Below are 12,614 nucleotides of genomic sequence, written 5' to 3' on the forward strand. Positions count from 1 at the left end.
ACATGGGAAACAGTGCTTCATTTACAGCGGTGTCGGCCTTCAAGCGCAAATCGGATGCGGATGGTCATTTCCGCCTCTCACGCCCACCGTGGGACAATCTGACGGAATCATTTACAGCGCTGATGCGCACCCTTGAGAGCCCGGCTAAGGTGCGCCGCGACCGGCGCTAAAGACGCCGAAGGCATCATTTACATTGCCAACCCAAGCCTGTGTTTTTGCATGGGTTTTTGGGCGTGCGCAACAGCACGGTCACGCATCCAAATCCCAGGACGTCACCGCCGGCGTACGTACACGGCCGTCGTGGATCCTGGCGCTCCTCGCGACCGGATCGAGACCGGTCATTTCCAGCCCGATGGCCGACCTCTGCGAGACAACCAGGTGCTGGAAATTTTCGCCCCGAGGCGAACTGTTCCAGCAGGGCAGGTGTCACGCTGGTGAACCAAGAGCGGACCCCGGCGAGGTGGCGATCGAAACCGATCCGCACCTCATTTTTGCGCCCTGAGAGGGTCTCGAGGCGCTGATCCGGTGCCTGGACCTCGTCCCTCCCGCTCCGAGGGCCATTCCCGGCCTCTGAAAGGGCCCGATCGAGGCCACCCGACGGGCAATTCCGGCTCCCAAACCAGGGTCTGGACGGCCCGGAAGCTTCCCAGAACGACGATCCCAGAAGAGACCCAGAAGGACCCTGGATCCGACGATCCAGGTCTCGCAAGCTCGATGGCTCAATTCCTCAGTTTTTGTGCACCCTGCCGGGCGCAGCAAAAACTGACGGCTCCTTCGAGCCGATTTCGGTCCCTACCCCTGCCTCCCTGGCCGATCAAATGGGCGTCCCCATTTCGGATCGTCCTGCCCCTCGCCATGCCTGCGCATGGGAGTTCGTGAGACCCAGCTTGGGTCCACTGGCAACGGGATCGGTCGTGCAAGCCTGCGCTTGCTCTTCCTTGCAGGGCCGCCGGATCAAGCTGCCGCTTCGGATCCGACTTAGGGACGGTGGAGACAGCCCCGGAGCTGATGCCACCCGACCGCTACCGGTCAGGGGACGCGCATCGACACGCACTCACTCAACTCCAAGGTTTCGCCGATCGCGACCGAGACAGGTCGCAGTGGGCCGCCGAGACGCGGCCGTACAAACATTCGGACGAATCGCCCGGTTGGGTTCACACGGGTGAACCTGATAAGCTTGGCCTCTCACGAGAGGACCGATGACCGCGCTGTTCAACCCGAGCCCGCTCGTCTTGAGCACGCTGCAGAACCTCTCCCTGGTTCTGGATCGGTCGACGAGCCTGTCGCGCAGCCCCGGGGTCTCCGGATTGGCCGTGCGGCACAGCGAGGCCCCCGCCTTCGGCGGACTTGCGATGCCCATGGCACGCACCGGCCAGTCGATGCCGGCGAAGGTGCGCTACGGCGCGATCACCGTGACGCCGCGGGCGCAGGGTTCGGCCTTCAGCCGCAGCCCCGGGGTCCATCCCGCGATCGACCGGGCCTACGACAACCCGGGTGTGCGCTTCGGCGACCGGGTGCGCGGCGGCGCGCGGCCGACCTCGTCCGCCGGCGAGACGACCTGCCACTTCTCGCAGACCTCGGTCTCGAAGACCTCGCCGATCCGCGAGATGATCAAGGCGGCGCGTGGCGGCCGCCGGCTGACCGGATCGCGCGCGGCCGCGCATGTGCTCTACGTCGAACGCGAGGGCGCGCCCGAGCAGATCCGTGGCAAGGGCCAGGAGCGCCTGTCCGGCGAGGCCTTCACCGCCGAGATCGAGCGGCGCGGCCTCGACCGCTCCGCGGTCGCGCAGCAGGCCTATATCGAACGTGCCGGCGCGGCGGAGGGCATGGAGCGCAAGCCCTGCCATCGCATCACGGACGAGGAACTGGACGCCCTCGACGAGGCTTCGTTCGGCACGATCGGCGAGACCGTCGAAGAGCGCACGCGGTTCTGGCTCGCTGTCGAGGAGGCCGAAGCGACGCCTAAGGGCGATCGCGTCACGATCAAGCCGGCCGAGAACCCGGCCTGGTGGGCCAGGGTCGCCGAACACGTCGATCAGGCCCCGCCGGCCGCGCAAAAACCGATCCGCGATGCACTGGCGCGGGACGACGGCGATCCGTTCGACATCAAGCTGACCATCGACAAGGCGTTCGCCCTGCATCAGTGGGCGGTGGGTCTTGACCCCGAGGCTCCGCTCGAGATCTCGCCGGGGCGCGGCGGGCGCACGCAGACGCGCGTGATCGCGGAACTGCCGCACGAGATCGATGGCCGCGAGCGCCTGCAAATCGTGCGCGACTTCACGCAGAAGCTCGCCGAGAAGGGGTTCCCGTACTGGGCGGTCATCCACGCGCCGGATGCCAACAACGACGCCCGGAACTTCCACGTTCACATCGCCTACTACGACCGGCCGGCCGCCAAGATCCAAGGATCAAGCGGCAAAGGCGATGTCTGGGATTTCGAGATCCAGGAGGAGCGTCGGTATCCGAATCGGACCAAGTATCTGGTCCGCCCGTACCAGCAGAACCGTCTCCGCGAGACGAATGACCAGGACTGGGTCACGGAGCTTCGCAAGCACTGGGAGACGGTGTCGAACCGCGTGCTGGAAGAGGCCGGGGTGTCGAAGCGCTACAACCTCGGCACCTACGAGAGCATGGGCATCGATCTTGAGCCGCTGAAGCACATCAACTCGCGGACCTTCAACAAGGAGCGGAAAGGCGAGCTGACCGAGGAGGGGCCGGTTCTGGCCCGGCGGCAGTGGGACACCGTCCACGACCGCTTGGTCAAGGAGCACGAGGACCGGGCGAGGAAGCGGGAGGGATCGATCGCGGGCATGGCGGATCACGCCGCTCGCCTCGTCGCGCCGCAATCCTATGGGTCGCACCGGGTCGCCGAGGTGAAGCGACTGGGGGAGATGGGGGTGAAGGCGAGCTTCCAGCTGGCCCTGCTGGAGCTGAATCAGGATCTGACCCGCTTGGTTACGGACCGGATCACCTCGCGACCAAAGCTCATGATGAATGCCGCCGACAAAGAGGAACAAAAAAACCGGAAGAAGAGAGGCGAGGCGCTCGACGCGCCGCCGCAGGATCGCCCGGTCGCTGGCGCTGGCTTGTTCGGGCTCAGCCACCAGAGCGAGGTGGTTCGGTTCCTGACGACGATCTACGACGGGGCCTTGCGGCTCGACGCTGAGAACGCCCGCCGCACGGAGACGGCACGCCACAACGTGCGCCTCATCGTCCAGGAGTTGAAGGCCTGGATGGCCGAGCCTGCCCGCCCGCTGCAAGTCGCGCGCCGCTATGCTCCCGAGGCCGTGCAGAGCCTCGACGATCCGGCACGCACGGAGCGGCGTGAAAGCTCGAGAGGTGCGCTGCAGGAGGGCTTCCGCGAGGCGGTAGAGAGCCGAAGCGCCGAGATCCTCCGTGCCTTGAAAGCCGAACTCGCGCACCGTTCCTTGCCTCAGGCTGCACAGTCAGCGCCCGCTGCTGCGCCGCCCTCCGCAGCGTCCCAGAAGGAGCGGCCTGTCGCCACAGCATCGCCGACGGTCTCCAGCCCGCTCGCGAAGCCCTCGGGTGGTCGTACAAAGCCGCGCTACACGCCCGGTCGGCTGGACGGCCCAGCTCCGCAGATCGGCCAAACCGGGTTCCGCCCGCGCCCCGAACATGCCGATCTCGGCCGCTTCCTGCATCGGCCGACCGTCGGCACGGGTGCGCCGCGTCCCCCAGAGCCGACTCGAGAGACGTCGCGGACGCACCAGGCTTTCACATCGCCCCAAGCCGAACCGGGGCTCCCGCATACCGGGGGCCGCTTCGGACACGATAGTCCGACCGCCGGGGCGCCGATGCACCCGGAGACATGTGCGCGAGACGAGCAACCGAGTTCCGGAATGCCGCGCGTCTCCCACGGCCCGATCGACGCTCAAGCAGACGACGCTGGGCCTCCCGGCATGCTTGATACAACTCCGGGCAATCGGCTCGGCGCTCCAAGTCTGGCACAACTCGAGACCCCGGTGACGATCGGGCAGCCGATCGAAACATCGCCCGGCGCACCACGCGCTACGGATACACACACTAGAGAGGCGATCGAATCGCGCGTCCCGACAGCTAGCTATGCCGGCCCCGGCGGTGGTCGGGCTTCGCCAGAACAGCCGGAAGCCCCACAGCGCCGGGGTTCGCATCCAGCTCGCTCCGTGGCTCCGCTAGCGCTCGACCGGGGTCAGCGCCCGACCGAGTCGGCGACCGCCCGCGCAGGTGGTGAAGGGGTTGGATCTGTATCACCCAGTGTCACCATCGGCGCTGCGACCGGATCGGAAGACGAGCGGTTACAGCCTGGACTGACTGCCAACGGCCCATCGGTCCCCTCATCGTCGGGGATCGTCGGGTCACTTGTCGGCCGTGGGCCAGCGGACGAAGCTGAAGGCTGCGGTGAACCGATGCCTCCGAACCTTGCGGATTCGGTGAATGATGAGGGTGCGACACGTCCGGTTCCGCATATAGAGCCAGTCGCCGCAGCGCACGCGTCTGTCTCTCCGGCAGCGACTTCGGCGGTTGAGACAGTGCGCATCGTTGGCGCCAAGCGTCCAGGCAAGAAAATTCGCGCGCGGGATAGATCATTTGAGAGATGATCGCAGTCTGTGGTCAGATTGCGGCACGCCAGGATCTACATCTTCGCAAATCCGTCCGTGATCGCATGCCCTGGAGATTTGCGTCCGTCTGGCCGCACGGGGTGCAAGCCGTCACGAGCCCGGAATTATCCTATGACAATAACCTGGGCATCCGAGCTCTGCGCAATGCCCGTGCTGCTGGAAGCCACCGGATGCTGCTCAGGCTCAGGCTCGCAGCAGGCTGGATGTGGGAGACCGGGACTGCTGGGGATGCCATCAGACAGGTCGCGAGAGGTTGCCCCTGACAGCACGCGCGCCTGCATTGGATATCACGAAAGACGAGAAAAGACCTGCGCACCCAAGCCGTTGCTTGGGTGCTGGGAGAATAGGGATCGAGAGAGGAAAGGGCGAAGGCACCTTGGCTGAAAATCCCGGAAAGGACGGGTGAGGCAGGGCGGCGCTGAGACAGCGTCCGCTTCGCATTGGCGAGGCTCCTTCGATCTCTTCTCCGACAATGGGCCTCTAGAAATGACACATCACGACATGTCCGCCGGTGCGGACGCGGCCGCTTGCCCGCTCGAGCCCACCGGCTTGTGGGTACGCGCCACGGCGAGCCGACCCCGGCGGCACCGCGACGGCTGGTTGTTCGACCTCCAGGCGCTCGATCCCACCCGCAGCGGTCGGCTTACCGCCTTCATGTCCGCTGACTTCACCCAGCAGGTCGAACAGGTCTCTGGCATTCAGCTGCACGAGGAAGATCTCCTCGGCGATCACACCGTTCTGCTGACGCTCACCGTCGATCCGCTGCTCGGCTTGACCGGGCGGATCATCGGCCTGGATCGCGGGCTAATGCTGAGGGCTTGGGCCGAGCGCGACGCGCGGGTGCGAGAGGCGCTCGACGCTAATGGCGTATGGGAACGGCAGCGCGAATTGCCGATGCCGCGCCGGCTCCGCCGGGCATTCCTGATCGAGCCGGACGATGGCGCGCCGCACGCGATCGCGGACGGTCTCGCTCGCTGGCACGAACTCGGAATGATCGCGCTGATCCGGCATCCTCTCGCGTTCGAGGAGCCGGGTTCGGTGGCAGCGCTTCACCGCGCTCTCGATGCCGCCCTCGATCAATATGAGTGGGGCACGCTCGACGCAGTGATCGTCGAACCGGGCACGGGCTTCGCCTTCCGGTCCCTGTCGGACCCGGGCCTGGCGCAGCGGCTGTGCGAGTTCCCGGTCCCCATCCTGACTCGGCGGACGCGGCCGGTGACGCTGCTCGACGGGCTCGCCTTCCGCAGCTTCGACACTGCGCCCGACCTCGCCGCGCTGCTGATCGAGATCCTGCACCGCGAGCTGCGTGAGGCCAACCGGCCCCGCCTCGAGGCGATCGCCCGCGAGCTCGAACCGGCACCGGCGGCCGAAGATCGGCCAGTCAACGGGGCAGCGCTCTTCGACTGACGCGCTCCTGTCCACAGTCCCGGCGACCGCATGACGGCCGCCGGGCCGCTCGCCCCGCCATTCACACGACGACACACGAACGGACACGATGCGACATCACCGATTCCCCGCCTGGAGGGACACGCCGCCACACCAGCCTCATCCCGGCGGCGACGCGCCACCGCGCGCCCGTCACGACCGCGGCAGCGCGCTCGAACCCGACTCACTCTCCGCCGAGGTGCACGAACTGCGCGACGTGATCGGCTGGCTGCGCCAGCGGCTGCGCGGCGAACACAGCGTGCGGGCCTGCGTCCTCACGGTCGAGGCCGCCGGTCCCGACAGCTATCTCCTCTTGCTCGGCGAAGCGCAGGCGAGCCTGAGCTACGATCCACCGCGCCTGAAGGTCCGTCTCGATGCCCCCGAGCTCGCCCTAATCCGAACGGAGCATGGCGTTGACTTCGATCCGGCCGACCTCGTCAACCGTACCATCGAGGTTCAGTTACGCACCGGCCTGCGTCAGCGGTTCGGCCGCGGAGCCGGCGTCCAAGCCAAGCTCATGGCCCTGCTCTCGCTCGGGCAGATCCCGCTCGAAGCAGACATTGAGCGCGAGTGCACGCTGCAGCGGCTGAGGCTCGAGGGGGGCCGCTTCGGGCCGGACAACTGGGTCGAGCCGGAGGATCTCCATCATGTTGCGCTCGTCGTCTCAGAGCATGGCGAGGCGCGGCGCGACGTCGAGCACGTGCTGCAGTCAATCGAAGGGGCCGGCCTCCTCCGCCTCCACCGGGTGTGGGCCAACTTCGAGGGTGCCGGGGCCGAGCGCACGTTGGTCGAAGCGTTTACCCGCGTCAGGAGCCTGCATGCCGAGTATGGACTGTCGGCGACCTTGGTCTGCCGCGGCGGTGGGCCGATCGAAGCATTCCGTCCGCTCAACAGCTACGCGATCGCGCATGCTGCGACAGCAGATCGGGTGCCGAACCTGATCGTCGGCCTCGGCCATGCCGGCACGCCGCGCACCGCCCTCGATGCAGTGGCGGCGCGCTCCGAGCCGACTCCGACGGCGGCGGCGATGCTGGTGCGCCACCTCGTCGAGCGCACCGGGCTCCGGGCCGAGCGCGCGCTCGCCGCTTTTGAGGCTGCGATCGAGGAGGATCTTGGGGCGGCCAGCCGCATCGCCCTGGCACGAGCCACGACCGCCTTCGACATGGCGCTGCAAGATCTTGTCACCGCGGCCGAAGCACGACTGCGACAGCTCGATCGGGCCGTCGAGCAGAGCCTACTGCTGGGATTGAGCGCGGCAGTCGGCGGGATCACGCGGAAAGAACCGGATGCCGATCCCGTCGAGGTGGGTCCTCTCAATGACACCGAGGACGACGTCCTCCTAAGCAAAGCCCTGGCGCTGGTGATCGCGACCGATACGGGCTGCATCGTCACCAGCGCCCAGGATATCTCAGCGGGCCTGCCGCTGCTGCTGCAATTCCCGGACGGCGTCGTACCCGTCCGGGTCGAACCCTTCACTTCAACCACTCACTGACATCACTCAAGGACGCCGATACCATGTCACATCCCCCCGAGACCCCGAGCTTCCTGGCCGCGGTCAAGCGCATCGAAGCGCTGACCCATGAGATCCGCCGTGATGGGCTGGCCTCCTTCGAGAAGGTGGAAGCCGCCTATACCGAGGTGCAAGAGCTGCGTGCCATACTGAACGCGCGGATCTCCGAGTTGCGCGGCCGTAGCGCGTAACGAAAACAGCACCACCGCCGATGAGAGTTCATCGGCGGTGGCTCGGTGCGATCATACCAAGAAGTCAGTTGGCGGAGCCCCTGCCGCACAGGTATGAGCATGGTCCAAAATCCCGGGAACGCGGAACCACTTCTGGATAGGTTAAATGTATGCTTCTCTCGGTGATGGAGCGCATGAGGCCTTTCTCGGGAGATTCTAGACCTATCCCCAAATGTATTCTATAATACGATATTGGCTCAATGATATAAATTTACTAGTCTGGATTACGTCCCTTTTTAATCTCTGATTTGAGGTTTTTCCCTCCAAATTCCGCAAGTTTACGCTTGCATTCGGCTGGATCGAAGCGAACGACGCTCCCAATCGCTACACACGGTTTGATAATTCGGCGAGCGCGCCAGTTCTTCACGGTTGAACGTGAAACTCCAAAAATTGAAGCGAGCTCGTCGATAGTCACAAATTTGATCAAAATGGTGCTGGAATTGATTTCGGGCATGTTGTCGGTCCGATAGCGTTCGGCCGTTGCCCGTAGACGGGCTCCGGTCGCGTGAATGCCATCAGACTACGGAAGGCTGCTGCGGTCCTGCCCGACCGCCCCGTAGAATTGCCTCGACTGCGCGACATAGGCCTTTGGTCACGCCGCCGATTTCTTCCTCAATTGCCACCAGGTGCCCTTGGCGAGGACACCCTTTGATCCGGTCACGCCTGGTTGCAGGTCCAGTCCGCTTCTATGTTTGCTCGGCGGGTTGTTCTGTCAGCCGCAATCGTGTCCGGAACAGTCGCTCAGAGGGGCCGCCATGCTTACGGTTTGGCTCAGACGCCAAGTTGTACCAGCCGCTTTGCCCTGCCGCCGATACAACACCGCGTGCACTTCCATGCAATCGAAGGTAGGCCGCATTAGCTAACTGTCAAGCTAGGAAGGATATGCGCGCTGCCGAGCGGCATCTCGTCGTCCCGGGGGACATCGGATCCTGCCGAGTGGATGCTTCTGCCGGCCTCAACGTGCCCAGCGTCTGCGCATCTCATCCACGACCTGCCGTGGGATCGCGCTGCCCTGGATGACGAACGGGTTCTTCTTCGGGGTCAGGGTGCCGGCCAAGTGGTCTGCCCAATCGGCCATCAGCCGTCGTCGCTTCTCGAGCAGGTGGCCACGGTTGTAGGCGCGTTCGGTCTCGTCTCCGACCAGATGGCCGAGCGCCTTCTCAGCCAGTTCCACCTCGTGGAACGTGGCGGAACTGGCCCAGGTCCGGAAGGTCGCGCGGAAGCCGTGAGTCGTCACGTAAACACCCATCCGCTCACGGCAGTGTTCGAGCGCCGTCAAAGAGAGCGGCTTGAGCTTCTGGCTCGGAAAGAGAAGCTCATCGCCCTTGTTCGTGAGCCGGAGTGCCTCTACTCGATCGAGAAGGTCGAGGGCGCGGTCGCAGAGCGGCACAACATGATCTTCGCCGACGAGAGCCGCTTCTTTACGGCTCTTCATACGCTCCGCCTTGATCGTCCAGGTTCCGCTTTTCCTGTCGATTTCCGACCAGCGCGCGCTTACGCCGACGCCTGGGCGTAGGACGGTCAGGATGATCCACTCCAGCGCCAGTGCGCTCATCGAATCGGTGGCGCGTAGTTGGGTCATGAAGGCTGGGATCTCGTCGTGATCCATCGCCTTGAAGTGGCCACGCACGAGCTTCGGCTTGGCCGGGAACACGTTCTTGAGGTTATCGCGCCAGGCGGCAGGGTTCTCTCCGGAGCGGAAGCCGCACGTTTTAGCCATCGATAGGATCGCCTCGATCCGTCCGCGAACCCGCTTCGCGGTCTCAGGCAAGCGGCTCCAGATCGGGTCGAGGACAGCGATAACGTCGCTCGTGTCGATTTGATCGACAGGCCGCTTCATCAGAGCCGCAGCATGGGTGTCGAGGCTGGCCCGCCACTGCGGGGCGCTCTTCTTACTCTTCCACGTGCTCTCGCTACGCTTGATGAAATCGTCCATAGCCTCCCGGAAGGTCGGAATGCGCAACACCTTCACGTCCGCTTCACGCTTCGCCAACGGATCGACGCCCTGACGGATTTGCGAGCGGATCTCCTCGGCCGCCGTCCGCGCGGCAGCGAGCGTGAGCGCATGGGAGCCAGCTCCTCCAAGGCCAAGTTCGCGCTGTCGCCCGCCGAACCGATAGCGCATCACCCACTGGCGTGATCCGCCCGGGCGCACTGACAGGTAGAGGTTTCCGCCGTCGCTGTGCAGGCCGAGGGGGAGGGTCACGATCTGCTTTGCGGTCAGCTTGTTGATGGTGGGCATGGTCCGATCCCGGTACGAGAGTGCCCAAGCGTTTGCCCAAGCATGACGCGTATCCTTGGCGGTCCTGACATACCCCCACGCGACCACGTCACCCGAGAATATGGTGCTGCATCAACGGGTTCGACAACCCGGAAAACCACGCATGACCATGCAGATCGAAAAACTGGCGGAAGGGGTGGGATTCGAACCCACGGTGGAGTTGCCCCCACGGCGGTTTTCAAGACCGCTGCCTTAAACCACTCGGCCACCCTTCCCTGCCCGTCGGAGCCGCGCGATCGCGTCCGGCTCTGCGGTCGATGCTTGTCTATGGCCGCCGGGGGATCAGCGTCAACGTTCGAGGCGTGGATTGGGCCTGTGCGGCCCGGGCGCGGAGGAAGTTTGTAGGGTTGTGGGTTTCAGGCGGGCCGCAGACGGGTGAGCTGGTCGAGCGCCGCGCGGTCGTGGAGCAGGGCGAAGCGCTCTTTCGGGGTGAGCCAAGCCTGCGCTTCGGCCACAGTCTCCGCCTCCACGATCTTGGCGCGGGCGAGCGTGTGGTCCGCGTCGATGTTTCCGCGCGGCCGAGGCGCACCTTCGGGCAGCATCGCCGCGTGCGCCTGGGCAAGGGCGGCGTCGGCATGGAGGGCGGCCAGCGCGTCCCCGTCGTCGAAGCCGCGCGCCGCGTTGCGACGGGCGAGTTCGCCCGCGCGCAGCGCGATGGCCGGCGGCGTCTGCTCCTCGGGGGTGATCAGGAGGCCGCGGTGCTTCAGGGCGAGGCCGAGCGCCAGTTGGCCACTCGCCCAGGACAGCGGAATCGCCAGGACGAGGCCGAGGATCGTCGGCGACATCCACAGGAACAGAGAGGTGGCGATGGCAAATGCCGCAATCCCCGTGACCAGGCCGAGGCCGGTGTGCCAGCGGTGGCGGCGCACGATGTCGGAGACCGGAATCGAGCCGTCGTCGCGGCGCTGCGGGTTCCAGCCGGTGTCGCGCCCGGCCAGGATCTGGAACACCGAGCCCGACTGGATCAGCATCGCGATCGGCGCGATCAGCGCCGAGAGCAGGATCTCGATCAGGAAGGACAGGGTCAGCCGCCCCGCTCCGCCGCTCGCCCGCCGGGTCTCGGTATCGAGCAGCGCGAGGATCAGGCCCAGGACCTTCGGGGCGAGCAGAATGCCCATGGTGAGCGCGAAGAGCTGGAGCGCGCGCACCGGGTCGAAGCGCGGCCAGACGGGGTAGAGGCCGAACTCGGCGGAAAAATATTCGGGCCGCACCCAGGCGGTCTGCAGCACGATGATGATACCGATCACGAGCTGCGCGAGCCAGAGCGGCGAGGCGACGTAGCCGGCGATCCCCGTGGCGAAATGCTGGCGCGAGGCCGGCGCGAGGCCTGACGCGCCGATGACGCGGGCATGCTGCAGGTTCCCTTGCGCCCAGCGCCGGTCGCGCACGGCGAGGTCGATCAGCGAGGGCGGGCTCTCCTCGTAGGAGCCCTCCAATTGCGGCAGCATGGTCACGCCCCAGCCGGCGCGGCGGATCAGCGCCGCCTCGACGAAGTCGTGGCTGAGGATGTGGCCGCCAAACGGCGGGCGGCCCTTGAGGTCGGGCAGGCCCGCGGCCTCGGCGAAGGCCCGCATCCGGATGATCGCGTTGTGGCCCCAGTAATTGCCGTCGCGGCCCGACCAGACCGAGAGGCCGGTGGCGATGACGGGGCCGTAGATGCGCGCGGCGAATTGCTGGAGCCGGGCGAACAGCGTGTTGCGGTTGATGATGAGCGGCAGGCTCTGGATGATGCCCGCCTGCGGGTCGGCCTCCATCGCCGCCGTCAGCCGCACGATGCAGTCGCCGGTGAGCAGGCTGTCGGCGTCGAGCACCAGCATGTGGTCGTAGGCGCCGCCCCAGCCGGTGACGAAGTCGGCGATGTTGCCGGCCTTGCGGTGATGGTTCTTCGCCCGGTGGCGGTAATAGAGGCGCGCCTCAGGGCCAAGTTCCTCGCGCAACTCCAGGAAGGCGCGCTCCTCGGCGATCCAGGCATCGGCTTGCGTCGAGTCGGACAGCACAAACCAGTCGAAATGGCGCCCGAGGCCGGTGGCCTCGACGGCCTCGTGCATGGCCTGGAGCCCGGCGAAGACCCGGGCGCTGCCCTCGTTGTAGACCGGCATGACGATGGCGGTGCGGGTGGCGAGGCTTGCAGGCAGCGGCGCCGGCGGCGTCCGCCGCAGCAGCGCCGCGAAGCCGAGGAGCGCGGCGGTGAAGGCCAGGGCGATCCAGGAGAAGTTCAGGACGAACAGGACCAGCAGCACGTACTGCAGCCACGTCGCACCGCCGGAGACCGAGATCACCTCGTACATCTGCCACGCGCCGTAGGCGGTGAGCGCGGCGGCCCCACCGAACACGAACAGCCGCGCCGCCAGCGGCCCGCCGCCGCCGTTGCGGCGCGTCGCCGGCCGGTTGCGCAGGTCCTGCACCGGCATGGGCAGCAGCGCCCGCTTCGGCATGGCGGCCCGGTCGAGGCCCGCCTCGGCACGGTGTTCCGCCGGCGCGGGCACCGGCGCGGGGCGGTCCATCACGGTCGAGACGCTGGCGGCGGGGTCGGGCATCGTCGCTCCGGC

The 12,614-nt window shown here is 66.3% G+C and carries 7 protein-coding genes and 1 tRNA gene; 4 read left to right on the forward strand and 4 right to left on the reverse strand.

What is annotated here, in order from left to right; translation table 11 throughout:
* Nucleotides 1-1,199: 1,199 nt before the first annotated feature.
* The 4 genes from MFF24_RS11300 (at nucleotide 1,200) to MFF24_RS11315 (ending at nucleotide 7,745) form a co-directional block, all read left to right on the forward strand.
* A complete protein-coding gene (locus MFF24_RS11300; protein ID WP_238224515.1) occupies nucleotides 1,200-4,598 on the forward strand; it encodes a MobA/MobL family protein in 3,399 nt (1,132 codons plus the stop codon).
* 522 nt (nucleotides 4,599-5,120) lie between these two features.
* A complete protein-coding gene (locus tag MFF24_RS11305; protein ID WP_238224517.1) occupies nucleotides 5,121-6,026 on the forward strand; it encodes a hypothetical protein in 906 nt (301 codons plus the stop codon).
* An 88-nt stretch (nucleotides 6,027-6,114) separates the two neighbouring features.
* Nucleotides 6,115-7,536, forward strand: a complete 1,422-nt coding sequence (locus tag MFF24_RS11310; protein ID WP_238224520.1) for an exodeoxyribonuclease VII large subunit — start codon at nucleotides 6,115-6,117, stop codon at nucleotides 7,534-7,536.
* A gap of 23 nt (nucleotides 7,537-7,559) precedes the next feature.
* Nucleotides 7,560-7,745, forward strand: coding sequence for a hypothetical protein (locus MFF24_RS11315; RefSeq protein ID WP_238224522.1), 186 nt, complete (start codon nucleotides 7,560-7,562; stop codon nucleotides 7,743-7,745).
* Between the two features lie 253 nt (nucleotides 7,746-7,998).
* Here MFF24_RS11315 and MFF24_RS11320 read toward each other — a convergent pair whose 3' ends face one another.
* From MFF24_RS11320 to mdoH, 4 genes are all read right to left on the reverse strand, one after another.
* Complete coding sequence (locus tag MFF24_RS11320; protein WP_238224524.1) at nucleotides 7,999-8,238, reverse strand: helix-turn-helix domain-containing protein; 240 nt, start codon at nucleotides 8,236-8,238, stop codon at nucleotides 7,999-8,001.
* Nucleotides 8,239-8,739: 501 nt separating this feature from the next.
* Nucleotides 8,740-10,026, reverse strand: a complete 1,287-nt coding sequence (locus MFF24_RS11325) for a tyrosine-type recombinase/integrase (RefSeq protein WP_238224525.1) — start codon at nucleotides 10,024-10,026, stop codon at nucleotides 8,740-8,742.
* Between the two features lie 164 nt (nucleotides 10,027-10,190).
* A tRNA-Ser gene (locus tag MFF24_RS11330) sits at nucleotides 10,191-10,280 on the reverse strand.
* 141 nt (nucleotides 10,281-10,421) lie between these two features.
* A complete protein-coding gene (gene mdoH / locus MFF24_RS11335) occupies nucleotides 10,422-12,602 on the reverse strand; it encodes a glucans biosynthesis glucosyltransferase MdoH (protein ID WP_238224526.1) in 2,181 nt (726 codons plus the stop codon).
* Between the last annotated feature and the right edge of the window lie 12 nt (nucleotides 12,603-12,614).

The sequence above is a fragment of the Methylorubrum aminovorans genome, assembly GCF_022179725.1.
Lineage (GTDB): Bacteria > Pseudomonadota > Alphaproteobacteria > Rhizobiales > Beijerinckiaceae > Methylobacterium > Methylobacterium aminovorans.